At 60.5% G+C, this 24,650-nt stretch carries 22 protein-coding genes; 7 read left to right on the top strand and 15 right to left on the bottom strand.

Going from position 1 to position 24,650, the window contains the following annotated elements; genetic code table 11:
- Nucleotides 1–4: 4 nt before the first annotated feature.
- Nucleotides 5–1,399 carry a Re/Si-specific NAD(P)(+) transhydrogenase subunit beta gene (gene pntB / locus QOL81_RS01250; protein WP_283439587.1) on the top strand — a complete coding sequence of 465 codons (1,395 nt, stop codon included), beginning with the start codon at nucleotides 5–7 and terminating at the stop codon, nucleotides 1,397–1,399.
- A gap of 57 nt (nucleotides 1,400–1,456) precedes the next feature.
- Here pntB and uspE read toward each other — a convergent pair whose 3' ends face one another.
- Entirely contained in the window at nucleotides 1,457–2,419 is a 963-nt protein-coding gene (gene uspE / locus QOL81_RS01245; protein WP_004938281.1) for a universal stress protein UspE, read from the bottom strand.
- A gap of 126 nt (nucleotides 2,420–2,545) precedes the next feature.
- Complete coding sequence (gene fnr / locus QOL81_RS01240) at nucleotides 2,546–3,310, bottom strand: fumarate/nitrate reduction transcriptional regulator Fnr (protein ID WP_004938278.1); 765 nt, start codon at nucleotides 3,308–3,310, stop codon at nucleotides 2,546–2,548.
- A 393-nt stretch (nucleotides 3,311–3,703) separates the two neighbouring features.
- Between fnr and QOL81_RS01235 the strand changes: the two genes are divergently transcribed.
- Both QOL81_RS01235 and QOL81_RS01230 read left to right on the top strand, forming a co-directional pair.
- A complete protein-coding gene (locus QOL81_RS01235; RefSeq protein ID WP_060418645.1) occupies nucleotides 3,704–4,039 on the top strand; it encodes a hypothetical protein in 336 nt (111 codons plus the stop codon).
- Nucleotides 4,040–4,055: 16 nt separating this feature from the next.
- Nucleotides 4,056–4,583 carry a glycine zipper family protein gene (locus tag QOL81_RS01230; protein WP_089186032.1) on the top strand — a complete coding sequence of 176 codons (528 nt, stop codon included), beginning with the start codon at nucleotides 4,056–4,058 and terminating at the stop codon, nucleotides 4,581–4,583.
- Here the strand turns inward: QOL81_RS01230 and ogt are convergent.
- The 11 genes from ogt to QOL81_RS01175 form a co-directional block, all read right to left on the bottom strand.
- On the bottom strand, nucleotides 4,580–5,110 hold the full coding sequence (gene ogt, locus QOL81_RS01225) for a methylated-DNA--[protein]-cysteine S-methyltransferase (protein WP_049198299.1): 531 nt from the start codon (nucleotides 5,108–5,110) through the stop codon (nucleotides 4,580–4,582). The genes QOL81_RS01230 and ogt overlap by 4 nt on opposite strands.
- 219 nt (nucleotides 5,111–5,329) lie before the next feature.
- Nucleotides 5,330–5,641 carry a YmdA family protein gene (locus tag QOL81_RS01220; protein ID WP_049198300.1) on the bottom strand — a complete coding sequence of 104 codons (312 nt, stop codon included), beginning with the start codon at nucleotides 5,639–5,641 and terminating at the stop codon, nucleotides 5,330–5,332.
- Between the two features lie 305 nt (nucleotides 5,642–5,946).
- Nucleotides 5,947–6,801 carry a tagatose bisphosphate family class II aldolase gene (locus QOL81_RS01215; RefSeq protein ID WP_283439586.1) on the bottom strand — a complete coding sequence of 285 codons (855 nt, stop codon included), beginning with the start codon at nucleotides 6,799–6,801 and terminating at the stop codon, nucleotides 5,947–5,949.
- 9 nt (nucleotides 6,802–6,810) lie between these two features.
- Nucleotides 6,811–7,977 carry an SIS domain-containing protein gene (locus tag QOL81_RS01210; RefSeq protein ID WP_060418660.1) on the bottom strand — a complete coding sequence of 389 codons (1,167 nt, stop codon included), beginning with the start codon at nucleotides 7,975–7,977 and terminating at the stop codon, nucleotides 6,811–6,813.
- Nucleotides 7,978–8,002: 25 nt separating this feature from the next.
- Nucleotides 8,003–8,773: a transcriptional repressor AgaR gene (gene agaR, locus QOL81_RS01205; protein ID WP_038880262.1), complete on the bottom strand. Its 771-nt coding sequence runs from the start codon at nucleotides 8,771–8,773 to the stop codon at nucleotides 8,003–8,005.
- Nucleotides 8,774–9,106: 333 nt separating this feature from the next.
- Nucleotides 9,107–10,012, bottom strand: a complete 906-nt coding sequence (locus QOL81_RS01200) for an ROK family protein (protein ID WP_283439738.1) — start codon at nucleotides 10,010–10,012, stop codon at nucleotides 9,107–9,109.
- 17 nt (nucleotides 10,013–10,029) lie between these two features.
- On the bottom strand, nucleotides 10,030–11,313 hold the full coding sequence (locus QOL81_RS01195; protein WP_283439585.1) for a Gfo/Idh/MocA family protein: 1,284 nt from the start codon (nucleotides 11,311–11,313) through the stop codon (nucleotides 10,030–10,032).
- 19 nt (nucleotides 11,314–11,332) lie between these two features.
- The gene (locus QOL81_RS01190) at nucleotides 11,333–12,445 is read right to left on the bottom strand and encodes an ABC transporter ATP-binding protein (protein ID WP_060418668.1); all 1,113 of its coding nucleotides are present in this window, start codon (nucleotides 12,443–12,445) and stop codon (nucleotides 11,333–11,335) included.
- A 21-nt stretch (nucleotides 12,446–12,466) separates the two neighbouring features.
- Nucleotides 12,467–13,285, bottom strand: coding sequence for a carbohydrate ABC transporter permease (locus QOL81_RS01185; protein WP_004938251.1), 819 nt, complete (start codon nucleotides 13,283–13,285; stop codon nucleotides 12,467–12,469).
- Between the two features lie 10 nt (nucleotides 13,286–13,295).
- Nucleotides 13,296–14,237, bottom strand: coding sequence for a carbohydrate ABC transporter permease (locus QOL81_RS01180; protein ID WP_047730640.1), 942 nt, complete (start codon nucleotides 14,235–14,237; stop codon nucleotides 13,296–13,298).
- A gap of 78 nt (nucleotides 14,238–14,315) precedes the next feature.
- Complete coding sequence (locus QOL81_RS01175; protein WP_197756961.1) at nucleotides 14,316–15,569, bottom strand: ABC transporter substrate-binding protein; 1,254 nt, start codon at nucleotides 15,567–15,569, stop codon at nucleotides 14,316–14,318.
- Nucleotides 15,570–16,034: 465 nt separating this feature from the next.
- Between QOL81_RS01175 and QOL81_RS01170 the strand changes: the two genes are divergently transcribed.
- From QOL81_RS01170 to QOL81_RS01155, 4 genes are all read left to right on the top strand, one after another.
- A complete protein-coding gene (locus QOL81_RS01170; protein ID WP_169318453.1) occupies nucleotides 16,035–17,705 on the top strand; it encodes a DUF4091 domain-containing protein in 1,671 nt (556 codons plus the stop codon).
- A gap of 166 nt (nucleotides 17,706–17,871) precedes the next feature.
- Nucleotides 17,872–19,593: an ornithine lipid synthase OlsF gene (olsF, locus tag QOL81_RS01165; RefSeq protein WP_283439584.1), complete on the top strand. Its 1,722-nt coding sequence runs from the start codon at nucleotides 17,872–17,874 to the stop codon at nucleotides 19,591–19,593.
- 101 nt (nucleotides 19,594–19,694) lie between these two features.
- Nucleotides 19,695–20,477, top strand: a complete 783-nt coding sequence (locus QOL81_RS01160) for an N-formylglutamate amidohydrolase (RefSeq protein WP_084827747.1) — start codon at nucleotides 19,695–19,697, stop codon at nucleotides 20,475–20,477.
- A 77-nt stretch (nucleotides 20,478–20,554) separates the two neighbouring features.
- On the top strand, nucleotides 20,555–21,268 hold the full coding sequence (locus QOL81_RS01155) for a flagellar brake protein (RefSeq protein ID WP_049199733.1): 714 nt from the start codon (nucleotides 20,555–20,557) through the stop codon (nucleotides 21,266–21,268).
- 60 nt (nucleotides 21,269–21,328) lie between these two features.
- Here the strand turns inward: QOL81_RS01155 and QOL81_RS01150 are convergent, their stop codons facing one another.
- The gene (locus tag QOL81_RS01150; protein WP_141959338.1) at nucleotides 21,329–22,756 is read right to left on the bottom strand and encodes a hypothetical protein; all 1,428 of its coding nucleotides are present in this window, start codon (nucleotides 22,754–22,756) and stop codon (nucleotides 21,329–21,331) included.
- A complete protein-coding gene (locus QOL81_RS01145) occupies nucleotides 22,737–24,647 on the bottom strand; it encodes a hypothetical protein (protein WP_283439583.1) in 1,911 nt (636 codons plus the stop codon). Before QOL81_RS01145 ends, QOL81_RS01150 begins: the two co-directional genes overlap by 20 nt.
- Nucleotides 24,648–24,650: the final 3 nt, after the last annotated feature.

Here is a 24,650-nt window from a genome sequence, read left to right as displayed (position 1 = left end):
ACAAATGTCTGGAGGATTGGTTACAGCTGCATACATTGTTGCCGCTATTTTGTTTATTTTCAGCCTGGCGGGCCTGTCGCGCCATGAAACGTCGAAGCAGGGCAACCTGTTCGGCGTCGCCGGTATGGCGATCGCGCTGATCGCCACCATTCTGGGGCCGGATTCCGGCAACGTCGGCTGGATCATCATCGCCATGATCATCGGCGGCTCGATCGGCGTCTATCTGGCCAAGAAGGTCGAGATGACCGAAATGCCGGAGCTGGTGGCGGTGCTGCATAGCTTCGTTGGCCTGGCAGCGGTGCTGGTCGGTTTCAACAGCTACCTGGATCACGGCGCGCCGATGGAGCCGGTGATGGCGAATATCCATCTGACCGAAGTGTTCCTCGGTATCTTTATCGGCGCGGTAACCTTCACCGGTTCGATCGTCGCCTTCGGCAAGCTGCGCGGCATCATCTCTTCCAAACCGCTGATGCTGCCGAACCGCCACAAGCTGAATCTAGCGGCGTTGGTGATCTCGTTCCTGCTGCTGGTGGCGTTCGTGCGTACCGACAGCGTGGGCTGGCAGGTGGTGACGCTGCTGCTGATGACGGCGATCGCACTGGCGTTCGGCTGGCATCTGGTGGCCTCGATCGGCGGCGCCGACATGCCGGTGGTGGTGTCGATGCTCAACTCCTACTCGGGGTGGGCGGCGGCCGCGGCGGGCTTCATGCTGAGCAACGATCTGCTGATCGTCACCGGCGCGCTGGTGGGCTCTTCGGGGGCGATCCTGTCTTACATTATGTGTAAGGCAATGAACCGCTCGTTTATCAGCGTGATCGCCGGCGGTTTCGGCAGTGACGGTTCGTCTACCGGCGATGCCGAAGAGATGGGCGAATACCGTGAAACCACGGCGGAAGAGGTGGCCGAGCAGCTGAAGAACTCCACCTCCGTGATCATCACCCCGGGTTACGGCATGGCGGTGGCGCAGGCGCAATATCCGGTGGCGGAAATCACCGAGAAACTGCGGGCGCGCGGCGTGAAGGTGCGCTTCGGCATTCACCCGGTCGCGGGGCGTTTGCCGGGCCACATGAACGTGCTGCTGGCGGAGGCGAAGGTGCCGTACGACGTGGTGCTGGAGATGGATGAAGTCAACGAAGATTTCCCGGATACCGACACCGTGCTGGTAATTGGCGCCAACGACACGGTGAACCCGGCGGCATTGGAAGATCCGCGCAGCCCGATCGCCGGCATGCCGGTATTGGAAGTGTGGAAAGCGCAGAACGTGATCGCGTTTAAACGCTCGATGAACACCGGCTACGCCGGCGTGCAGAACCCGCTGTTCTTCAAGGAGAACACCCAGATGCTGTTCGGCGACGCCAAAGACAGCGTGGAAGCGATTCTGCGGGCATTGCAGAAGTAGTTGAGCAACCAAAAAAACGGGCCGCTTATTAGCGGCCCATTTTTTTATGCGTGAAGGCTAATCTTCGTCGTCGTGCTCATCGTCTTCATCCGCCTCGATCGGGCAGTTGAAGTTCTCCGGCTTAATCACCAGCAGATCGCATTTCAGATGGTCGATCACATGTTCCGCGGTGTTGCCGATAAAGGCCGCCGAAATGCCGGTGCGGCCCAGGGTGCCCAGAACCACCACGCCGGCCTGCAGGTGTTCGGCCAGATCGGGGATCACCTCTTCCGGCAGGCCTTTTTCCACGTGGGTGAACTCTTCCTTAATGCAGAATTTCTGCCGCAGCGCCTTCATGGCGATCAGATGCTGGCCGCGGATGGCGTCGTTGTAGACGCTCGGATCGAAGTCGGGCAGCTCGATGGCGATGTTGATCGGGGTAACGGGATAGGCGCCGACCAGGTGAACCTCGGTCTGGTTGACGTTCTGCGCCAGTTCGACGGTTTCTTGCACCAGTTTGATATTGAGCGGGTCGTGATAGGGTTCTTCGCTGGCCAGGTTGACCGCCACCAGCGCTTTGCCGCCTTCTGGCCAGGGTTGGTCTTTTACCATCCACACCGGGCAAGGGCATTTGCGCAGCAGGTGCCAGTCGGTGGGGGTGAAGATCACCGACTCCAGCCGGTCGTGCTGGTGCGCCATTTTCAGCAGCAGATCATGCTGGCCGGAAAGCACTTCCTGAATGATGGCTTCGAAGGGGCGGTTATGCCAGACCACTTTGATTTCGATCGGCACGCCGTCGTTGAGATAGAAGCGGCACTGCTCGTTGATCCAGGCGGCGCGTTGGCTGATCACACCTTGCCGCATCGCCGTTCTTTCGTCCGGGGAGAGCAGGGTCGTCATTTCGTAAGAGAAGTCATAAATGGGCAGGAAGGCTTTGATGCGCCCGCCGTTCCGTTTTACCAGGTACACGGCGCGGCGCAATGCCGGCTGATCGTCCTGATTGGGGTCAATAGCCACCAGAAGATTCTGATACTTCGCCATAGGGCCTCCTTACAGCTGAAATCAACAGTCTGTTAATTTACAGAGTAACCCAACATTGAAAAACAGAACAACAACAGAAGCGTGCCGGATCAACAATTTCGGTGAAATGTTGATCCGGCAGGGGAATCAGGCGTTGACGGTCACGTTGATGCGTGGCGTACCGGCCAGCACCGACAGGGCGTCGGCGTTTTCGATGGTGATGTATTTGCCTTTCACGCTGAGGATTTCGCTTTTCTGGAAGCGGCCCAGCAGGCGGCTGATGGTTTCCACCGTCAGGCCGAGGTAGTTGCCGATGTCGCCGCGGGTCATGGTCAACCGGAACTCGCGCGGCGAGAAGCCACGCTCCGCGAAGCGGCGCGACAGGTTGTAAACGAACGCCGCCAGGCGCTCTTCGGCATTTTTCTTCGACAGCAGCAGGATCATGTCCTGGTCGCCTTTGATCTCGCCGCTCATCAGTCGCATGATCTGCTGACGCAGATTAGGCATTTTGCCGGACAGATCGTCGAGGGTTTCGAATGGGATCTCGCACACCATCGAGGTTTCCAGCGCCTGAGCGAAGCTTGGGTGCTTCAGACCGCCGATGGCGTCGAAGCCCACCAGGTCACCCGCCAGGTGGAAACCGGTGATCTGCTCGTCGCCTTGCTCGGTGATGGTGTAGCTTTTGATGGTCCCGGAACGGATCGCGTACAGCGATTTCAGCTCGTCGCCGGCCTTGAACAGGGTCTGGCCTTTCTGGATGGGCTTTTTCCTCTCGATAATGTTGTCGAGCTGGTCCAGCTCGTGGGCATTAAGGGTGAAAGGAATGCACAGCTGGCTGATGCTGCAGTCCTGGCAATGGATCGCACAACCACCAGACTGGATACGACGAATCACGCGTTTTTCCGGGATCATAGATTACGCTCATTCAATAATTGATATGAGTCAATTTTAACATCTTTTGCTGCAGCTGATAAGGGTGGCATTAGCATGAATAGGGGTATTGTGTGCGAATTTTGCGCACACATGCCGCCGATTATTCTGTATCGCGCTGAAGTCGCTAGATTTATTTGGCACTTATGCGCAACGTGCGGTCGCCATTCCGGCGGCATAAGGCAGGGCAATCGGCGCGGGTGGTCTGCGCGGCTCGCATTGACAGGTTTTAGCGGCGTGAATCAATCATCCTTTGACACATTTACTGGCGAAAGCTTGTCGCATTCATCCGAATCCTCACCGCAAAGCCGCGCCGCATCGGCGTTAAGCTGAAGGTCAGAAAGGCAGGTGAACGATCCTGTTCGGGAGTGGATGATGAAAAAGCGCATACTGTTGATGGCGGCCGCCGCGGTGTTGATGACGGCCAGCGCCGCCGCCTTCGCCCACGGCTATTACGGCCACGGCTACTACCGGCACGGCTATTATTACGGCGGGCCGCGCGTGGTGATCGGCGTGCCCTGGGGGCCGCCGCCGCTCTATTACCCGCCGCCGCCGGTGGTGTATGTCACGCCGCCGCCGCCGCAGACCTATATCGAAAAGCCGCCGAGCTATGCCTACTACTGCCGCCGCCCGGCGGGCTATTACCCCCAGGTGCCGCGTTGTCCTGACGGTTGGATGAAGGTGGTGCCAGACGGTCCGTTCTCCCGGTGATTAAAGGCGGTGCGTGATGAGACACTCTTTTGCTTTCCCGATAGTGGCGCTGGCCGGGCTGTTGGCCGGCTGCGTCTCTGCGCCTTCCGGGCCCGGGGTCACCGCGCTGCCCGGCACGGGGAAAAGTTACGAACAATTCAATCGCGATGAGGCCATGTGCCGCGGCTATGCGCAAAACAGCCTTGGCAGCGGAGCGCAAACGGCGGCCAATTCGGCGACGGGAACGGCGGTGGCGGGAACGGCCGTCGGCGCGGCGGCAGGGGCGTTGATTGGCGCCGCATCCGGTCATGCCGGCCCCGGCGCGCTGATCGGCGCGGGTGGCGGGTTGCTGGTCGGCAGCGCGATGGCCAATAACTCGGCCTGGCGCAGCAGCGATGACCTGCAAGACCGCTATGATACCGTGTATACGCAGTGCATGTACGCCAAAGGTAACAAGGTGCCGGTGGCCTACGGTTATGGTGAGGCCACCTCATCGCCGGTGCCGCCGGACTACTATCCCGCCGCCCCGGCGGAGGGCGTCCCGCCGGACTATGTGCCGCGCTAGCGCGAGAGCAGATCCTGCGGCAAGTAACCTTCGTGCTGCAGCAGCCACTGCTTTCGCTGCACGCCGCCGGCATAGCCGGTCAGCGCGCCCTGCGAACCGATCACCCGGTGGCAGGGCACCACGATGCTGATCGGATTCGAACCGTTGGCCATGCCGACCGCGCGTGAGGCGGTCGGGCGGCCGATACGTTGCGCCAGCTGGCCGTAGGTCAGGATCTCGCCGCAGGGGATTTGGCGCAGCTGTTGCCACACGGTGCGTTGGAACTCGGTGCCGGCGGTCATCACCGGCAGCCGATCGATAATGCTCAGCTCACCGGCGAAATAGCGTTGCATCGCGTCGGTCAGCCCGCTGGGATCGCGCTGCTCGCGCAGGGTGAAGCGATCGGCGCGGTAGTGGGTATTCAGCAGCTTCATCAGGCGCGCTTCGTGATCGGTCCAGTCAATCGCCCGCAGGCGCCCCTGTTCATCGGCAATCAGCACCAGTTCTCCCACCGGCGTGGCGGTACGATCAATCAAAAAAGTCTGCATCTGGATCACTCCTCGGGTTGGTATGGCGATTATCGCATGAAAGCGGGGGAAGCGATGGCGGATTTCGGACATGCTGATGGGCAACCGCAGGGTTGCCCAAATAGCCGGCTCAGGGTAAGCCGGGGAGTCATTGCACGTTAAATTTATAAAATAAATTTATAAGTCATCAAGACAAGTTGTGTCTTGTTTATTATTTCATCAGACATTAACGCGTTGGCGTTACTTATAGCTGATGGTCACGCGCTTTAAATGGGGATCGTTATTCACCATTTCGCTGGTGACGGCAGAGACTAATTCTTTTGGCATTTCTTTTAACGAAGAGGAAATATACCCGTTCTGATATTCCGTCACTTTACCGAAGCAGTTGGAGATAAGCTGTTCATCCTGATGTGTGATGGTGCAGGCCGGGGTGGTAATGGCGCCGGTGAAGCGCACGACGCCGGAGGCGACCGGGCTGCCGGAAAGCGGTTTTGCTTGCAGAGCGAAGGGCAGAATGACCAATGCGCTTAATACGGCTAAGTAATGGTTCATACGCTTTTCCTCTCAGAGTAAAAATGCTGCCAATTAAAAAACAAGCACGCTTGTTTTCATCAAATAATCTATTTCGCCTGGCGAAATAAAAACGAATGGGCAAAAATCCTACTGCCTGCATCCAATGAATTTGATAATAGGGAGGTAGGGTGAGTAAAACCATGATTTGGATCATAGTGAAGACCGGTTAATGGTTTCCGGCGCGGGCAGGGTAAAAGGCTGTGATCGTTCTCTCAGGAAAGCGGGAAATGGCGGGATGTTTTCGCCCCCGTGGTGCAGCCACGAAACCGGGGGCGAGCGCGGGGTTACAGCATGCCGCTGCTGCCGCAGATGCGGATCTTTTCCGCCACCACTTCTTTCATCGCCAGCTTGCCGGGGACGATATATTTGCGCGGGTCGTTGGCATCCGGGTGCTGTGAAAAGTAGCTTTTCACCGCATCGGCGAAGGCGATTTTCAGTTCGGTGGCGACGTTGACCTTGCAGACACCGAGCGAGATCGCGCGTTTGACCATCACCTCCGGAATGCCGGAGGCGCCGTGCAGTACCAGGGGCACGTCCACCTGTTCGCGGATCAGCGCCAGGCGCTCGAAGTCCAGCTTCGGCTCGCCGTGATACAGCCCGTGGGCGGAACCGATCGCCACCGCCAGCGAATCGATGCCGGTGGCGGCGACGAACTCGCGTGCCGCCACCGGGTCGGTATAGAAACTGTCCGCCGTATCGACGATCAGATCGTCTTCCTGCCCGCCCAGGCGGCCCAGCTCGGCCTCCACGCTGGCGCCATAGCGGTGGCACAGGGCCACTGCGGCAGCCACTTTGGCGATGTTCTGCTCGAACGGCAGATGGGAACCGTCGATCATCACCGAGCGGATGCCGCTTTTCACCTTGTGCTCGATGTCGTCCAGCTCCTCGTGATGATCCAGATGCAGCGCCAGCGGCAAATCGTAGCGGTGCGCGGCCGATTGGCAAATGCCGATCAGGTAGTCGGTGCCGGCGTAGCTGAAGGTGCCGGGCGTGCCGGCCATGATCACCGGCGAGCGCAGCTCGGCGGCGGTTTCCGCCACCACCTGCACGGTTTCCAGATTGTGGACGTTAAACGCCGGGACGGCGTAACCCTGGCGCTGCGCCTTGAGCAGCATTTCTCGGTTGGATATCAGATACATGGGATCTCCTTACAGCACGGGGGAAGGGAAACGGTAAATCGTCACGCCTTTCACCACCCGGTTAACCTCGCCGGTTGGGCAAGGGTTGTCTGGGGTCAGCCCCAGCGCCAGCGAACTCTCGAAGGCCAGCATCTGGGTGAACAGCAGATATGGGAACAGCAGCCAGATATCGTCCGTGGCTTGGTGCATAGGCAGCAGGGCATCGGACGGCGTCTGGAGATCGCCGGTCAAACCGACCAATTGCATCGCCAACCCGTCGCGCTGCAGCTCGTTCCACAGATCGCGGTCATACTGGCGGGCGTAGTCGTCGTGGGAGAACATCACCACCACCAATGTTTGGCCGTCGACCATAAATTTCGGGCCGTGGCGCAGGCCGAGCGGCGAGTCGTAGCGCGTCACGATGCGCCCGGCGGTCAGCTCCAGCATCTTGAGCGAGGCCTCTTCCGCCAGGCCGGTAAAGCAGCTGCCGCCGAGGGTGATATAACGGCGGAAACCGCTGGCGGCCAGCGCCTTTACCTGTGGCTGCAGCGTTTCGCGCAGTGCGCGGCAGCGCTGCACCATGGCGTTCAGCGGCGCCTGGGCGGCCTCGAGCGAAAGCGGGCCGAGCAGCAGCGCGGCGCTCAGCATCATGCAGCTGAAGCTGGAGGTCATGGCGAAGCTCTGATCGTTGGAGCCTTGCGGCATCACCAGCGAACAGACGTTGTCGCGCCGATGCGCATACTGCGCCAGCTTGCTGTCCGGGTTGCAGACCAGCATCAGGTGGTAGCTTTCCGGCAGCAGTTGGTCGGCCAGCTCCACCGTCGCCACGCTCTCCGGGCTGTTGCCCGAGCGGGCGAAGGAGACCAGCAGCGTCGGCCGCTCAGGATCGAGGTACTGCCGCGGGTTGGCGACGATATCGGTGGTGCCGTAGGCCGCCACGTCGCGGCCGGTTCGTTCGCGCAGCCAGGGCGCCAGGGCGCGGCCGGCGAACGCCGAGCTGCCGGCGCCGCACAGCACGATTTGCAGCCGAGGATTGGCCAACAGCGGCGCCAGGAACGGCTGCCACTGCGCCTGTTGATCCTGCAGTTGCCGGTGCAGCGCCGCCCACAGATCCGGCTGCTGCCAAATCTCTGCGGCGGTGTGCCAGGCGTTGCGCTGCTTCAGCCAATCCGCCTCGTAAGAGAAATACGCGTTCATGATGACAACTCCTTAAAAGCCTCGGTTAACGGTCGGCGATAATCACGTCGATCCCTAAATGGTGCAGCGCCTGCAGATAGTGTTCCGGAATGCGGCTGTCGGTGACCAGGCGGTGGATCTGGCCGATTTCGCGGATCATGCAAAAGCTGGTGCGGCCGAATTTGCTGGCGTCGGCGATGGCGATCACTTCGCGCGCCACCTCGCACATCACGCGGTTCAGCTGCGCTTCGCCCGGATCCGGCGTGGTGATGCCGCCCGCCAGATCGAAACCGTCGACGCCGAGAAACAGCTTGTCGAACCGGTACTGGCGCAGCTGCTGTTCGGCGGCGGGGCCGTACAGCGACCAGGCCTTGCGGCGCACGCTGCCGCCGACCACCATCAGATCGATCTGCTCGTTGTTGGCCAGCTCGAAGGCGATGTTCAATGCATTGGTCATCACCACCAGATCCTTTTTCCCCGCCAGCTGCGGCGCCATCTGGCTGGTGGTGGAGCCGGAGTCGAGGATGACGGCATCGCCGTCTTCAATCAGCGCCGCCGCCGCGCAGGCAATGGCGTGTTTTACGTCGCGGTTGATGCGGCCCTTGTCTTGCAGCGGGCGATCGAAGGCGAACTGTTTGTTCAACATGGCGCCGCCGTAAGCGCGCACCGCGCAGCCGTGTTTTTCCAGCTGGCGCAGATCGCTGCGGATGGTGACGCTGGACACCGAAAACTGCTGGCTGAGCTGTTCCACGCGCACCGAGCCTTCGCGGCACAGCTGGTCGATAATTAATTCCCGGCGTTTTGCGGTATTGATCATTAACGCAGACTCCTGATTTACCTGTAGCCGTGCCCGACCGCGGCTTAATAAGCCGCAGCGATACCGACCGGAGCGCTTTCAGTTGTTCGTGGCGAATTACAGCAAACGAAACACTGAAATGCAATCGATTAATTTAAAAATATCTATATCTATCAGTTGGTTATATTTAATTTTGCTTTCGGTTTAGCGGTAACCGAAAGCGGTATTAACACAAAGTGAAAACGGCAAATTCGTTATTTTTCAGTCGACAATTCTCGCGATGGCTTTATTCGGCCCTGCGGCGGCGAAAGCCGCAGCGATCATTCGACAGCCGCCGGGCTTTCACTGTTTTTTTTATGCCGCCGTCTGTAATAGCGCCGCGCCACGCACGCCGCTGCTGTCACCGTGCACCGGAGGGAATACCGCTGCCGGTTCCACGCCCGGCAGCAGCCAGTGCCGCATCGCCGCCGGCAGCAGCCGATACAGCTCGCCGACGTTCGACAACCCACCGCCCAACACGAAGGCATCGACGTCCAGCAGCAGCTGCAAACCGGCCAGCGCGCTGGCCAGAATGTCGACGTAGACGGTCATCAGCCACTGTGCGAGCGTATCCCCCGCGCGATAGCTGGCGACCAGCGCCGGCACGTCGGCGGCCGGATGGGCAAAGTGGCGGCTCAGCGCCAGCAGCCCGCTGCCGGAGACGTAGCGTTCAAAGCAGCCGGTCAGCCCGCAGTTGCAGCCGAACAGCGGCAGATCGTAACGCTGCGCCAGCTGGGCGGAGATCGGCATATGGCCCCATTCGCCCGCCAGCCCGTTGCGCCCCTTGTGCAATTGCCGGTTCACCACCAGGCCACCGCCGGCACCGGTGCCGATGATGGCGCCGAACACCAGCGGCAGATGGGCGGTTTGCGGCGTGCTGGCTTCCGACAGCGCGAAACAGCGGCAGTCGTTCTCGATGGCGATTGGCCGCGCCAGCGCCTGCGTCAAATCATCCGCCAGGCAATGCCCGGTCAGGCAGGGCACGTTGACCGCCAGCTGGCGGCGGCTGACGGGATCGGTGATCCCCGGCAGGCCGATGCCGATGCTGCCGCGTGTATGCAGCTCGCGGTCCGCCTGCTCGACCAGCCCGGCGATGCAGGCCACGAACTCGCCATAATCGCCGGTTGGGGTGTGCACGCGCTGAAGCAGCACCTGATTGAGCCGGCGATCGTAAGCGGCCATTTCGATCTTGGTGCCGCCGATGTCGAAGCCGTAACGCATCTCTCTCGTGCTCATGGTCAGGCTCCGTTCAGGGCGATCACCGCGGCTTCGCGGCGCGAGCGTTCGGCGGCGAACACCATCAGGTGGCTCTCCAGCGCTTCCGCCGGGCCGGCCAACACCTGGCTCGGATCGTTGGTGCGAATGGCCGCGATAAAGTGCTGCATCAGGTAGTAGTCACCGCCGCCGTGGCCGGCCATGGCGTGCAGATCCTGGCCGGCGTCGGTGTCGTAATGCGTTTCGCCGTCGTCGAGGAACGAGGTGATGCGGATATGGCGGCCGTCGCCCTCCAGGCAGCCGCGGCTGCCGAAGATGCGGGTGTGGCGATCTTCGTGGCGGGTAAAGGCCGTCATGGTGAACGACGCGGTGCGGCCGCCGGCGAACTGCATGTTGACCACCTGATGATCGACCACGTTATTGTCGCAGCGGTAAACGCAGCGGCCGTAGGGCCCGTCGCGCAGCGCCGCCCGCAGCGTCGTCTGGTCGGGTTCTGGCGTCAGCACGCGCAGAAAGCCGGGCGTGGCCTTGTGGTCGTCGCCCAGATAGATGCGTTTGGCGGAATAGGGGCAGGACGCCTCCACCGCGCAATCCAGGCAGTTGTCCGCCGCGCCGGCCGGTTGGTTTTCCCGGCGGAAGTGGCGCAGGTTGCCGAAGGAGCTGACCTGTTCGCAGGGCTGCTCCATCACGTAGCGGATCCAATCGATGTCGTGGCAGGATTTCTGCAGCAGCATAAAGGCGGCCTGCCGATCGTTGCGCCAGTTGCCGCGCACGAAGGAGTGTGCCTGATGCCAGTAGCCGACCGGCTCCAGGTGTTGCAGGCTGACGATGTCGCCGATCGCGCCGTCGCGCAGCAGCTGCTTGAGCTTTTGGGTATAGCGGGTGTAGCGCAGCACGTGGCCGACCGAGAAGATCAGCTTTTGGCGCACCACCTCGGCGACGATGGCGCGGCACTCGTCGGCGTCCGGCGACAGCGGCTTTTCCAGCAGCATGGCGTAGCCCTGGCGGGCGAAGGCCAGCGCCGGTTCCAGGTGCATCTGATCCTGAGTGCAGATCAGCACCGCGTCGGCCAGCTTGCCGGCATCGGCGGCCTGGCGCCAGTCGGTGAAGACGTTTTCCGGCGCGATGGCGTGCTGCGCCACGAACTGCTCGCGGTAGGCGTCGCGCGGTTCCGCCACCGCCACCACCTGCATCAAATCGGGGTGCGCCAGCGCATAGCGCGAGTAGATTTCACCGCGCGCGCCGGCGCCGACCACCAGCACCAGCACCGGGCGCTGGGCAACGTTGTTGGGTTGTGTTGACGACATTGCTGATACTCCGCTGTTGTTATTTGAGGTTTTGGCCGCTGAGCTCGTCGAACAAATGCGCGCGCGTCAGATCGAATGCCAGATGAACGCTTTCGCCGAGGCGCGGCTCCCAGTCCGGCAGCGACGCCATGCGCAGCACGAAGCGCAGGTCGGCCAGTTCACAGTGCAGCAGCTCTTCGTTGCCCATGCGCTCGATGGTGACGATCTGCGCCGGGAAGCAGTTGGCGCTGCCGGGCGCGCACAGCCGCAGGGACTCCGGCCGGATACCGAGGCACACCCGCGCATGCGGATAGTCCGTCAACTGCCGCTGCAGCGCCGGCGGCAGCTCGAGCGGGTGCTGCAGGCCGATGCGCAGCCGCACCGTTTGGCCGTCGCGCACGATCGCCAGATCGTGCAGGTTCATCGACGGGCTGCCGATAAACTCGGCGACGAAACGGTTGGCGGGGTGGTGGTACAGGTTGATCGGTTTATCCACCTGCATGATGGCGCCGCGGTTCATCACGCAAATGCGATCGCCCATGGTCATCGCTTCGACCTGATCGTGGGTGACGTACACCATGGTGGCGGCGGCGCCTTCCTGCTTCAGCTGATTGTGCAGTTCGATCAGCTGCACGCGCATCGACACTCGCAGCTTGGCGTCGAGGTTGGACAGCGGCTCATCGAACAGGAACACTTTGGGTTTGCGCACGATGGCGCGGCCGACCGCCACCCGCTGGCACTGGCCGCCCGAGAGCTGGCCCGGCTTGCGCTGCAGCAGGTTGGTGATCTCCAGCTTTTCCGCCGCGTCGCGCACCCGGCGGTCGATCTCGGCCTTGCTCTCTTTGCCGATCAGGCCGAACGCCATGTTCTTGTACACCGTCATGTGCGGGTACAGCGCATAGTTCTGGAACACCATGGCGACGCCGCGATCCTTCGGCATGCTGTCGTTGACGCAGCGATCGTGGATCAGGATCTGCCCCTCGCTAACGCTCTCCAGCCCGGCGATCATCCGCAGCAGGGTGGATTTGGCGCAGCCGGACGGGCCGACGAACACCATAAATTCCCCGTCCTCAATGTCCAGATTGACGCCGTGCAGCGCGTGGAAACCGTTGGGGTAGACTTTTTTAACGCTGTTTAACTGAATTCCGGCCATGTCATTTACCTTGTCTGCGCGTTAGCCTTTCACCCCGGCGCTGGCGATGCCCTGGATGAAATAGCGTTGGAAAATAATGAACAGCATCAGCATCGGGATCACCGCCATCAGCGCCCCGGCCATCAGCAACGGGTATTCCACCCCGGCGCGGCTGGAGAGCGAGGCGAGGCCAACCGGCAGCGTCAGCTTCTCGGTGGTGGTATTGACGATCAGCGGCCACATCAGGTTGTTCCAGCTCCACAGGCCGTTGATGATGACGCAGGCGATAATGCCCGGCCGGATCAGCGGCAGCATGATGCGCCAGAAGATGGCGAAGTAGCTGTAGCCGTCGATCAAGGCCGCTTCTTCCATCTCCTTCGGCACCGCCAGAAAGAACTGGCGCAGCAGGAAGGTGGCGTAGACGCTGAAAATGCCCGGCAGCACCAACCCGGTGATGCTGTTGACCAGCCCCAGCTTCTGTACCACCAGAAATTGCGGGATCAGAAACGCCTGGCCGGGCACCATCAGGATCGACACGCACACCAGGAACACCGCGTCGCGGCCGCGAAAATGCAGGCGCGAGAAGCCATAGGCGGCCAGGGTGGCGATCGCCATCTGCAGGGTGACGGTGAAGAAGGTCGCCAGCAGCGAGTTGAGATAAAAACCGGCGAACGGGATTTCGTGCATCACCCGGCCGTAGGCCTGCAGGCTGGGGTGCGCCGGCAGCAGCGTCAGCGGGATCTGGATGCTCTCGGCCTGGGTTTTCAGCGAGGTCACCAGCATCCAGATAAAGGGCACGACCGAGGCCAGCGCCGCCAGCCCCATAAACAGGTACACCAGCGTTTTCTTGCTTGCGTTCATGTGCAGCTCCTCAGCTGACTTTCAGGCGCTTGCCGATCGCCATTTGAATCAGGGTGATCACCAGCGTGACGGCGAACAGCACCACGGTGATGGCGGAGGCGTAGCCTTTTTCCTGCAGGTAAAACGCGTACTTGTAGAACAGGTTGGTGACGGTCATCACGTCGTTTTCCACCAGCGCGCGGTCGAACATCAGGAACACCACGTCGAAGATTTGCAGGATCTCGATAAAGCTCATCACCGACACGAAGAACAGCGTCGGCACCATCATCGGCAGCGTAATGCAGAAGAAGCGCCGCAGGGTGCCGATGCCGTCGATATCCGCCGCCTCGTACAGCTGGCGCGGAATACTCTGCAGCCCGGCCAGCAAAATGATGATCTTCAGCGCCAGCGACGACCAGATGATGATGATGGACACGCTGATGCGCACCACGTCCGGATCGGACAGCCAGGCGACCGGCGCAATGTGCAGCAGGCCCAGCGCCTGGTTGATCAGGCCGAAATCCTTGTTGAACAGCCATTGCCACACCATGGCCACCGCCGCGGGCATGGTGACCGCCGGCAGGAACAGCAGGGTGCGCAGCAGGCCTTTGCCGCGGATGTTCTGGTTGAGGCCGATCGCCAACAGCAGCGACAGGCTCAGGCTGATCGGTACGCACACCACCACGTAGAACAGGGTGTTGGCGGCGGCGGTGTAGAAGTCGTCGTCTTCGAACAGGTTGAGATAGTTATCGACGCTGATGCTGCTCCAGCGCATGAACTGGTTCAGATCGGTAAAGCTGTAAAAAATGTTCTGCAAAAAGGGGATTAGGTAAAACACCGTGACCCCCAACAGCAGCGGCAGGATCATCACCCAGCCCCAGAAGCGTTCGGCGCGTTCGAGCCGATTGAGCGCGGGGCGGGCGGTGCGCCGGGATGATTTCAGGGTGACCGTAGCCGTTTCTGCCAGCGACATGTTGCCATTCCTCACCTATCACTTTCAGCGTGGGTCCACCGCGGCGCACACTCGGGGTAGCGCGCCGCGGCGGGGCGATTACTGATCCATGACGCGCGCGATCTTCTTGACCGACTTGTCCATTTCCTGCTTGGCGTCCGCGCCCATAAAGATTTTCTTCAGGCTGGCGATCCACATGTTCTGCCATTTCGGCGTATTGGTGCCGGCGGTGGGGTAAGCCTGGGTCACTTCAAGGGTCTGGATATAAGGCGAGACGTCGACTTTCTGGATCTGCTGCGCCCAGACCTTGGCCGCCGTCTTGTTGGCCGGGATCACCACCTTGGCCAGCTCCGCCTGCGAGGCTTCGCTGCTCATGAAGGCGATATATTTCCAGGCGGCCTGTTTGTGGGCGCTTTTGGCCGACATGGCGAAGGCCAGGCTGTGCGCTACGCCGGACTGGCGTTCAATTTTCGGCATCATTACCACGCCGATGTGATCGTTGATCAGCGGGTTGTTGGCGAACGGCGCCGCCAGCCAGGAACCGGCATAGACCATCGCGGCGCGGTTGGACTGGAAGATGTTCTCGGTTTTGACTTCGCTCATTTGCTGGGCGCTCGGCATCAGGCCGTCTTTCATCATGCCCTGCAGCTGCTGGTAGACCCAGATGGATTTGTCGTTGGCGATGTCGGTGGGTTGGCCGTCTTTCGGTACGATGTGATTGCCGTTTTGGAACAGCAGGTTCATATAGCTGTCCTGGCCGTCGATGCTGAGATCCATCACCAGCGGGAAGGCGGCGCCTTTCAGCCCGCTTTTCAGGGCGGTGGCTTTGTTTTTCAGATCGTCCCAGCTCCAGTCGCTGGTGGGGTAGCTGACGCCGGCCTGATCGAACAGTTTTTTGTTGTACCACACGGCGATGGAGTCGACGTCGCGCGGAATGGCCATCTGTTGGCCGTCGTACTGGTAGGCTTTTACCGAACTGGCGACCACGTCGTCCAGCTGAAGGCCGCTGTCCTTAATATAAGGCGCCAGCGGTTCCATAATGCCGTTTTTGGCGTATTGCACAAAATAAGGCATATTGATCCAGAATATATCCGGCGCCACGCCGCCGGCAGCGGCAGAATCCAATTTAACGAAATATTGCGCAGAGGGCGTTAATTCTATTTCTATTTTTATATCCGGATTGGCCTGTTCAAAGCGTTTGGCGATCTCCTGTTCGGCAGGTAATTGGTTTCTGTCCCAAACGGCATAGCGCAATGTTATTTTATCTGCAGCGTGGAGCAGGGTGGGTAATAATAATGCGCTGGCAAGAATAGAGTGCGCCAGCAGGCGTCCGGTATTTTTTATCGGTGACATTGCTTTCCCCTCGGTGAGCGACGAATAACGTTTTTCGCAACGTAAATTCTTTCTATCCCTTAACTTTCAATGTGTCAATACACCCCCGGATGCCCAAAAATGGGGCGAGAATGTTTCACTGTTGTTAAAATCGAAAGGCTTTCACGGCCAAGTGAAAGGTATGTTTGTTCACATTCCGTTAACCTGCTAATGGGTTTTCTCCCTGCTGTCGCGGCATTTAGCGGCCCTCGCAGGCATAGGAATAACTGATAACCCTTGCACCATAATGGGGATTAAAAACATTTTTATTGTGCAAGCATCAGCTTCTTTCATTTTTGTGATGCAAATAAACAAAAAAATCGGGTCGCGGCAGTCAAAGAAGGGTATGGGAACGATTTTTATTACCGGCTATTGTCTGTGGCGATAAAAGGCGCTAGCCTGAATTTCACCGTGTTTATTCATTAAAAATAAAGAGGGCCGAACATCATGCGCCTGTCTCTGGTATTTACTCATTGCCTGGAGAAAGTATTTCATCGCCACAGCGTGCCGCCTATTTCCGTGGAGGAAAGGCTGAGCGGGTTAAATAACGAGGTGCTTTCCTGGCAGGCGGTGTACTGTTTGCAAACGCCGGGCAACGAAACCCGCCATGAGCTGTGTTATCAACTCGACGGGCCGCTGGCGGAGTATATCAGCGTGCGCCAGGTGCAATCGGTGCCGAGCGGTTTTCCCTGTTATCGCGAGACCGACGAGAATTACCTGACGACCGAGCCGGGCTTATTTCCCGATCCGCTGATGCCGCTGCCGCAACGGCGTTTTTTCGCCGCCTGCCGCTATTATGGCAGCCTGTGGCTGACCCTGACGCCGCCGGCCGACGCGCAACTGGCCGGCGACTTTCCGTTGACCCTGCGGCTGCTGGATGCCCAGAGCGGCGAGGCGCTGGCCGAGGCCACGCTGACGCTGCATCTGGTGCCGGCGGCGTTGCCGCCGCAAACGCTGTTGCACACCGAGTGGTTGCACACCGACTGCCTGGCGGATTACTACCGTCTGGCGGTGTTCAGCCCGGATTACTGGCGCGCAGTGCGCCACTTTGTGCGCTGTGCGGTGCGCGCCGGGGTCAATATGCTGCTGACGCCGCTGTTTACGCCGCCGCTGGATACCGCCGTCGGCGGCGAACGCACCACGGTGCAGCTGGTGAGGGTGACGCGTTCGGCGCAGGGGTATGGCTTCGATTTCAGCCGCCTGGCGCAGTGGGTGGCGCTGGCGCAGGAAGAGGGCATCGAGCACTTCGAAATCGCGCCGCTGTTTACCCAATGGGGCGCGGCGCATGCGCCGAAGATCGTGGTGGAGGAGCAGGGCGAGGCGCGACCGCTTTTCGGCTGGCACACCGATGCGCAGGGCGAACCGTATCAGCGTTTCCTGCAGGCGCTGCTGCCCGAATTGACCGCCTGGTTCCGCGAACGGGGGCTGGAACGGCAGGTGTGGTTCCATGTTTCCGATGAGCCGACGCTGGACAACCTGGCGGCCTACCGGCGCGCCGCCGCCGCGCTGCGGCCGCTGCTGGACGGCTTCCGCACCTTCGACGCGCTGTCGGATTTCGCTTTCTATCAGCAAGGCCTGGTGGAAACCCCGGTCGCCGCGACCGACCATATCGATCCCTTTATCGAACACCGGGTGCCCGGCCTGTGGGCCTATTACTGCTGCGTGCAGAAAACCGAGGTCGCCAATCGGTTCTTCGCCCAGCCTTCGGCGCGCAACCGCATATTGGGCGTGCAGCTGTATCTATACCGCATTGCCGGCTTCCTGCATTGGGGATTCAACTTCTATAACAGCGCCCATTCGCGCGAGCGCATCAATCCGTACGCGGTGACCGACAGCGGCCATGCGTTTCCCTCCGGCGATCCGTTCGTGGTCTATCCGGGCGAGGATCTGCAGCCGGTGGAGTCGCTGCGCCTGCGGGTGCTGCACCAGGGGCTGCAGGACATGCGCGCGCTTCAGCTGCTGGAGAGTTTGACCGACCGGGCGACGGTGGAGTCGCTGATCGAACGCGAGCTGGGCATGCGCATCACCTTCAAGCGATATCCGCACCAGGCCGGGCCGCTGCTGCGCCTGCGAGAAGCGGTGAACCGCCGCATCGAAGCGTTGCTGGCGCCGATGTGAGGGGCAATGGGGGGGCAATGGGGGCGAAAATGCGTCTTTCGCTCCCAAATCGCCATTACTTTGCTATACCTGATAGTCGATGGATTCATTTTATTGTCATGTAACTGACACGTCAGAGTCACGGCTCTGGCTTAAGTTTGCAGCGACTACGTCAGGAGATAACGCGATGTTCAGCCTGGATTCTCTGTTGCAAGATGCATTTCCACACCGCAATACCCCTGCCTGGCAGCGCAGCCTGCTAAGAACCCTTCTCTTCGAAAAAGAATTCAAACAGTTCGCCGCCGACTATCCCCACCTGAAAGGGCTCGATCTGATCGAGCAGGTGGTGGACTACTTCAACCTCAGCTGCGAGCTGGTGGACGGCGATCTGGAAAACATTCCGAGTCAGGGGCCGGTGGTGCTCGTGGCCAATCACCCGATCGGTTCGCTCGACGGCCTGGTGCTGCTGCGCGCCGTCGCGGCGGTGCGCCCGGATGTGAAAGTGGTGGCCAGCCAGCTGCTGACCTACATCGAACCGCTGCGCAACCTGTTCGTGCCGGTGGATAACGTCGCTTATAAAACCAGCCGCAAGCAGATTGAAGGCATGCAGCAGCAGCTGGACAATCAGGGCGCGCTGATCCTGTTCCCGGCCGGCGAAGTGTCGCGTATGAGCCCGAAGGGCATCCGCGACGGCCACTGGCATACCGGCTTTCTGCGCCTGGCCGCCAAGGCGCGCGCGCCGATCGTGCCTATTCATATCAGCGCGCGCAACAGCAACCTGTTCTACTTTACCTCGCTGGTCTACCGGCCGCTGTCGACGCTGTTGCTGGTGCGCGAAATGTTCCAGCAGCGGGGCGGGCGCATCAAGATCCGCATCGGCGGCCGCGTGCCGTTCGCCAACTGGCACGACGGCCACACCAGCGCCAAGGATCTGGCGGAGCGTTTTCGCCGCCATGTGTATCGCCTGGGCCAGGGCAAGCCGGGGCTGTTCGCCAGCGAATCGCCGATCGCGCTGCCGGAAGAGCGTTTGGAGCTGAAAAAAGCGCTGGCGAACTGCGAACGCTTGGGGGTGACGCCGGACGGTAAAACCATCTACCTCTACCGCCGCCACGACGAAGCGCGCACGCCGATCCTGCGCGAACTGGGTCGCCTGCGCGAGATCGCCTTCCGTGCGGTAGGGGAAGGCTCCGGCCGCCGCCGCGATCTGGACAGCTACGACGACGACTATTATCACCTGGTGCTGTGGGATGAGGAGGAGTTGGAGATCGTCGGCGCCTATCGCTTTATTCCTACCGCCGAACAAATCGAACGCAAAGGGCTGGAAAGCATCTACAGCAACAGCCTGTTCCACTACGACCGCGATATGGAACCGATCCTGGCACAGGGCATCGAGCTGGGGCGCAGCTTCATTCAGCCCGCCTATTGGGGCAAACGCGGGCTGGACTATTTGTGGCTGGGCATCGGCGCCTACCTGTCGAAATACCCGCAGTACCGTTATCTGTTCGGCCCGGTATCGATCTCCGGCGGCATGCCGCTGGCGGCGCGCGATCTGCTGATCGCCTTCTATCGGCTCTACTTCTCGCCGGATCATGCCTTAGCGCAGTCGCGCCGGCCTTATCCTGCGTCGCTACCGCAGGTGCTGGCGCAGTTTGCCGGGGATAACTACCAGGAAGATCTGGTGCGGCTGAAGAGCCTGCTCAGCAACATCGGCTGTTCGATCCCGACGCTGTACAAACAGTACACCGAGCTGTGCGAGCCGGGCGGGGTGCAGTTTATCGACTTCGGCACCGATCCGGCGTTCAACAACTGCATCGATGGGCTGGTGCTGGTGGACACCACGCGGCTCAAGCCGTCGCGCTATCAGCGTTATATTGCGGTGCATCAGCCACAGCCAGCCGAGACGGCATGATTGTAGTCTGACTCATGCCTTTTTGATCTAAGCACGACCTTGGGGCCGGCGACGGGATAGCGCTACGATAAACGTTTCGCTTTCCACCGCCGGAGCCTTGCATGCCTCACTCGTTTATCCCGCCGTTATTGTCCGCCGATGAACCCTCTGCCGCCGCCGTTGAAATCCCGCATGGCAAAGCGCCATTTTTGCTGCTGTGCGATCACGCCGGCAAGGCGATACCGCAAGCCCTCGGCGATCTCGGCTTACCGCCCGGAGAGATCGAACGCCACATCGGCTGGGATATCGGCGCGCTGAGCGTGTCGCGCCATCTAAGCCGCCAGCTGGACGCAACGCTGATCCATCAGCGATATTCGCGGTTGGTGATCGACTGCAACCGGGCGCCCGGCATCGCCAGCTCGATCCCGCACTTGTCCGAGCTGACGCCGATCCCCGGCAATATCGGTATCGACGCCGAACACGCGCTGGCGCGCGAGCGCGAGGTGTTTTTGCCGTATCACCACGCCATTGACGATCATTTAGGGCAACGTCAACTGCGTGAACTGCCGACGGCGGTGATCGCCATGCACAGCTTTACGCCAGTGTTCAAGGGGGAATCGCGCCCCTGGCAGGTGGGGCTGTTGTTTAACCGCTACCCGGAGTTTGCCCATCTGCTGGCCGAGCTGCTGCGCGAAGAGGGGGATTTGCAGGTGGGCATCAACGAACCTTATGCGATGACGGACGCCACCGACTATACGTTGCCGGTTCATGCGGAACGCCGCGGTTTGCCTTATGTCGGCATCGAAATTCGCCAGGATCTGATCGCCGACGAACGCGGGCAGCAGGCGTGGGCGAAACGTTTCGCGCGCCTGTTGCCGCAGGCCTGGCAACGCTGGCAAATTTGACTTTAGGAATATTCCCAGAGATGATAACCGTAAGGAATACGTAAGACGTCATTAGAAAAAAAAGTCAGGAGAGACGTGTGGAGCACAGCGATAACGGACTGTTTATCAAACGGGAGCGTTTTGAAGTTCTGGCGATTCTGCGTGAAATTTGCAAACAACGCACGCCGCTGCGCGTAGAAAATCAGCAGCACCGGTTTCAAAGTCTGTTATTGAGCGTCGGGCCGGACAATATCGTGTTTAGCGGTGAGGAAGCCGCGAGCGCCATCGACGGCGCCTGCACCATCGTGATTGAAAGCAACGACGCCAAAATCGAGTTTTCCGTCGGCCAGGCGGAGCTGACCGAACATCAGGGCGTCCAGGCCTGCTCGACCCGTCTGCCGCAGGAGCTGGTTTACATTCAGCGCCGTCGCCAGTTCCGCATCACCACGCCGCACTGGCGTCAATTCTTCTGCACCGGCGAATACCCGGACGGTACGCCTTATGAGCTGCGGATCCACGATCTGTCCGCCGGCGGCGTCGGTTTGCGCTTCGACGGCCCGCTGCCGGAATTCTTCCAGCCGGGTTTGCAGTTCAAGAAAGCGCTGCTGGATCTGGGCAGCTACGGCAGCTTCAAGGTCAACATGGAGCTGGTGGTGGTCAACGACGATCAGGAAACTGACGACAACGATCAGGTGGTACACTTCTCGCGCCTGTCATGCCGCTTCCTCAAGCTGGGGCTGGCGATGGAGCGCAAAATCCAGAGCGCGGTGTTCGCCTTCGAGCTGGATTTCAACAAAAAGAAAAAACGCTGATCCTCTGTTCCGGCGCGTCGGGCTGGATGCCGCCCGGCCGCGCCGCCATTCTCTCCCCGTTCAGGGGACGTAAATAATCTCGAAGCTGGACGTATTGTCGTAGGAGGACTTTTTGCCGCCGTCGACGTAGATAATCTGCAAATCGTAGTGATACACCAGCTTCTTGTCCGGATGCAGGATCAGTTCCAGCACGGAAATCTTCACGTTAACCGATTGAACGGGGTGCTCCTTGTCCAGCTCAATGGTCTGATTGTCGATGCTGACCAGCATGCGCTTGATCGGCCGCGGCCCGGCGGGATCGTAGGCGCCGGCATCGCTGCGGAATTCCACGGTCTTATTGATGTCCGCCGGTGCGGATTGCTTGATGAAATCCGGCAGCCTGTTCTGGTATTTGGCGTCCAGCGCCAGCGCCACGGGCAGATTATCCGGGTTGAAGCCGGTGAATTGCACCGCCAGATACCCCTTGAGCAGCAGGTTTTGCGGCGACCGATCGAAGAAGGCATCCCAAATCAATCCAAATTGGCTGGCGGGCAGCGTGAATGAATCCACGATACCGCTCTGCAGATTGATCAGCGCGTTTTTTTCCTCCGTTTTGCCGTCCGGCAGCCCCAGCAGCAGCGTCAGGGTGTCCGCGTTGGCGAACGGTGCCAGCTTGCCGTCCGGTTGCATCTGCGTGAACTGTGCGGTGGCGTCGCCGATGCGCGCCTGATTGACCTTGGGTGACAGGAAATAGTCGAACGTCACCTCGACATCGTTGAGCGAGGTTGCGTGCGGCGCTGCAGAAAACGAGATAGACAGCATCGGTTTGTCGTCGTCGGCGGCGTTGGTCGCCAGCAGGAAAGTATCCGGCAGGTAATAAAGATAGTTTTTTCGTACATAGTCCTGATAGTAGTTGTACCACAGATGCCCGAAGGCCAGCGGCGTGAGGATCAGCTGCAGGCGCGGTGGCGGCGGCAGGATGCCCTGATAGATATAGGGATAGTAGTTCTCGGCGAAGTAGAAGACTTTCGGCGAGGTGATGGTGTTGAGGAGCCCGTTATCGGTGACGATGGCGACCACCAGCGTGGTTTGCGAGTCATAATCCGACAGCGCTCGCAGCAGCGCGTCACGCTGTTCCAGGCGGTCCAGGTCGAGCTGGGCGCGGTAGCGGGTCGGCGGGACGTCCAGCAAAACCTGTTCGAAGATCATTTCTTCAACCTTGCCGAAAGTGCTGAAGGTCAGCACCACGTAGGGCACCTGCTGAACGGCGCGGCTGAGCGCGAAATCCACCGTCATATGCCAGCGCGTACCGTCACTGCTGGTGGCGATGCGATAGCGCGTCTCTCCCGAGACGACTTCGGTACAAACATCGGCCTGCAGTTCGTCGGCCACCGGCGCGGGAGCGGCGCGGTAGCGCAGACGGGGGGCTTCGGCGTCGGGAAACTGTTCGCGCGCGTTGTCCAAAATGACCTTGTTCAGCGTCACCAGATCATTGAGAAAGATGTTCATAGCGATCCTCCAGGGAAGAAAGGCGTGCCAGATGTCTGAACTGGTTCAGGCAGGCGGAAGTCCAAAGAAAATGACCGTCGTGACGGCGATAGAGCGGGCTTTCGTCGTTGGTCGCCGGCAAGCGCCAGGCGGCCAGCGCATCGATCGCCGGTGCAAGCTGCGGCACCCCTTGCCGCCTGGCGTATTCCAGCGTACTCAGCCACTCATGCGGGTGGGCATAATAGGGCGTTAACGCGTTGAGGCGGTTGTAATCGCCGTCGCTCCAGTTCACCGCCTGATTCAGCATTTGGATAATGCGCGGATAGGCCGGCGGCAGGCTGCCGTGAGCGGCGGTCAACGCATGGATTAAAATCAGCGCGTTGGTATTCACGCAGCAGTCCAGTTGCGTGATGTCGCCGTCGTCTTTCATCCAGGTGTGAAAGGCGTAACACTCGGCCCAGGGATAGGGCGTCGTCTTCAGCCGCCGTTCGACGCGCTGTACCTGATAAGCCTGCATCTGCGCCAGCGTCTGTCTGGCTTGCGCCAACGAGCGCCGATGAAATCGATACAAGAGCTCAGTGATAATGGCGGTATCGTCGATGTCAGCGTCGATCCGCTGGCCCGCCATCCAGGCGGGGTGCTTGCCGGCAGGCCAAAAATGGAAGTGGTGCGGGTGGCTCTCGCAACCGAGCAAAAAGTCGAGCGCCAGCTCGATATGGGGCGCGGTCTGGGCGGTATAATCCAGCGTGCGCAGCACCTGGGCGGTGACAAAAGCATTTTCATCCTTGTGCCAGCGGCCATCCGGCGTTCTGACATGAGAGGGAAAGGCGCCGCTGGCACACTGCTGCGCCAACAGCTCCGCCAACGGCAATGGCACAAGCGGTGCCGTTTCGCGCGCTTTGCATGGCAGGATTTCGAAATGCGCGTTTTGCGGGCTGAACGTGCAGCTGACGCTGTGATTGCCCTGGCGATCGCAGGAAAAGCCGACGACGTTGTACTGCAACGGAACCTGTTCGCTCACCGCGCGGTTAAGCAGCGGCATGGCTTGGCCATCGGGTGCCAGCAGCGCGGTGATGCCGTCGAAAACGCGGCGGTTATCGCCGAAAAAACTTGCCGCCATGGCGAACAGCGTAAAACTCTCCAGATTGCCGTCCGGCGCGTATCCCAGACTGAATCCGTAGGTGGTCGGGGGGAAGTCCCGCCTGTCCTGCTGCCGCAGCGCGCGGTCCAGCAGCGGCATCAGGGCGGAAAAACGGCTTTCTCCCTCGAACAGCCGCATGACGGCGAGGATATCGTCACGCGTGATCCGCGCACTGTGCCACTGGTAGTAATATTCGCGCGGAGAGTTGGCAGATTCCGGGTAATACCCCACCATCAGCAGCGTCAATCCCGCCGCGCTGCGGGCCTCGGCGGTGAGCGGCCCTTGCAAGCCATCGGGTGCGGCCGCCATGTCCGCGGGGGTTTCAACGTAGACCTTGGTTTTGATCGCGTCCGGGGCGTATTTTCGCCCCAGCCAGGCACCGAAACGCAGCGGCTGAATGCTTGCACATTGCATACGTCGCACCGCCTCCAGGCTGTTGGCGGGATCGGCGAGCGGGGCCGCGGTGATCGCCTCACAGTGTCGGGCAAAGGCGCCGGCGCTGCGGCGCTGCGCATAGCGCGGTAAAAAGGGATCCAGCGTGCAGGCGAGCCCCTGCGGTTTGGCCGACGACACGGTGAACTCCAGCGGGCTGCCGTTATAACCGAGCAGGCTGGTGGTAAACGCGACGGACAAACCGCCGGGCGTCGCCTTCGTCCGGCTGAAGCGGGCGACGTCCGGGGCCAGCGTGTTTTGCAAATAGGGCGCTTCCTTGCACAGGGCGTTGACCAGGGCGTTCCATGCCGAGGGTAACACTGCGTTGCGATCGATCATGGT

Origin of the sequence: Serratia sp. CC22-02 (genome assembly GCF_900182895.1) — a bacterium.
Taxonomy (GTDB): domain Bacteria; phylum Pseudomonadota; class Gammaproteobacteria; order Enterobacterales; family Enterobacteriaceae; genus Serratia; species Serratia nevei.
Note: the sequence above shows the minus strand (reverse complement) of the source record. Positions and strands in the feature narration are given on the sequence as shown.

What these genes read in the sequence shown, in the direction of transcription:
- fnr (WP_004938278.1), bottom strand. Translation starts at nt 3,310, where the DNA reads ATGATCCCGGAAAAACGCGTGATTCGTCGTATCCAGTCTGGTGGTTGT.
- QOL81_RS01170 (WP_169318453.1), top strand. Translation starts at nt 16,035, where the DNA reads ATGCGCCTGTCTCTGGTATTTACTCATTGCCTGGAGAAAGTATTTCAT.
- QOL81_RS01145 (WP_283439583.1), bottom strand. Translation starts at nt 24,647, where the DNA reads ATGATCGATCGCAACGCAGTGTTACCCTCGGCATGGAACGCCCTGGTC.
- olsF (WP_283439584.1), top strand. Translation starts at nt 17,872, where the DNA reads ATGTTCAGCCTGGATTCTCTGTTGCAAGATGCATTTCCACACCGCAAT.
- agaR (WP_038880262.1), bottom strand. Translation starts at nt 8,773, where the DNA reads ATGATCAATACCGCAAAACGCCGGGAATTAATTATCGACCAGCTGTGC.
- QOL81_RS01195 (WP_283439585.1), bottom strand. Translation starts at nt 11,313, where the DNA reads ATGTCGTCAACACAACCCAACAACGTTGCCCAGCGCCCGGTGCTGGTG.
- QOL81_RS01210 (WP_060418660.1), bottom strand. Translation starts at nt 7,977, where the DNA reads ATGAACGCGTATTTCTCTTACGAGGCGGATTGGCTGAAGCAGCGCAAC.
- QOL81_RS01220 (WP_049198300.1), bottom strand. Translation starts at nt 5,641, where the DNA reads ATGAACCATTACTTAGCCGTATTAAGCGCATTGGTCATTCTGCCCTTC.
- QOL81_RS01175 (WP_197756961.1), bottom strand. Translation starts at nt 15,569, where the DNA reads ATGTCACCGATAAAAAATACCGGACGCCTGCTGGCGCACTCTATTCTT.
- QOL81_RS01180 (WP_047730640.1), bottom strand. Translation starts at nt 14,237, where the DNA reads ATGTCGCTGGCAGAAACGGCTACGGTCACCCTGAAATCATCCCGGCGC.
- QOL81_RS01230 (WP_089186032.1), top strand. Translation starts at nt 4,056, where the DNA reads ATGAGACACTCTTTTGCTTTCCCGATAGTGGCGCTGGCCGGGCTGTTG.
- ogt (WP_049198299.1), bottom strand. Translation starts at nt 5,110, where the DNA reads ATGCAGACTTTTTTGATTGATCGTACCGCCACGCCGGTGGGAGAACTG.
- QOL81_RS01215 (WP_283439586.1), bottom strand. Translation starts at nt 6,801, where the DNA reads ATGTATCTGATATCCAACCGAGAAATGCTGCTCAAGGCGCAGCGCCAG.
- QOL81_RS01185 (WP_004938251.1), bottom strand. Translation starts at nt 13,285, where the DNA reads ATGAACGCAAGCAAGAAAACGCTGGTGTACCTGTTTATGGGGCTGGCG.
- QOL81_RS01190 (WP_060418668.1), bottom strand. Translation starts at nt 12,445, where the DNA reads ATGGCCGGAATTCAGTTAAACAGCGTTAAAAAAGTCTACCCCAACGGT.
- QOL81_RS01150 (WP_141959338.1), bottom strand. Translation starts at nt 22,756, where the DNA reads ATGAACATCTTTCTCAATGATCTGGTGACGCTGAACAAGGTCATTTTG.
- pntB (WP_283439587.1), top strand. Translation starts at nt 5, where the DNA reads ATGTCTGGAGGATTGGTTACAGCTGCATACATTGTTGCCGCTATTTTG.
- uspE (WP_004938281.1), bottom strand. Translation starts at nt 2,419, where the DNA reads ATGGCGAAGTATCAGAATCTTCTGGTGGCTATTGACCCCAATCAGGAC.
- QOL81_RS01200 (WP_283439738.1), bottom strand. Translation starts at nt 10,012, where the DNA reads ATGCGTTACGGCTTCGACATCGGCGGCACCAAGATCGAAATGGCCGCT.
- QOL81_RS01160 (WP_084827747.1), top strand. Translation starts at nt 19,695, where the DNA reads ATGCCTCACTCGTTTATCCCGCCGTTATTGTCCGCCGATGAACCCTCT.
- QOL81_RS01235 (WP_060418645.1), top strand. Translation starts at nt 3,704, where the DNA reads ATGAAAAAGCGCATACTGTTGATGGCGGCCGCCGCGGTGTTGATGACG.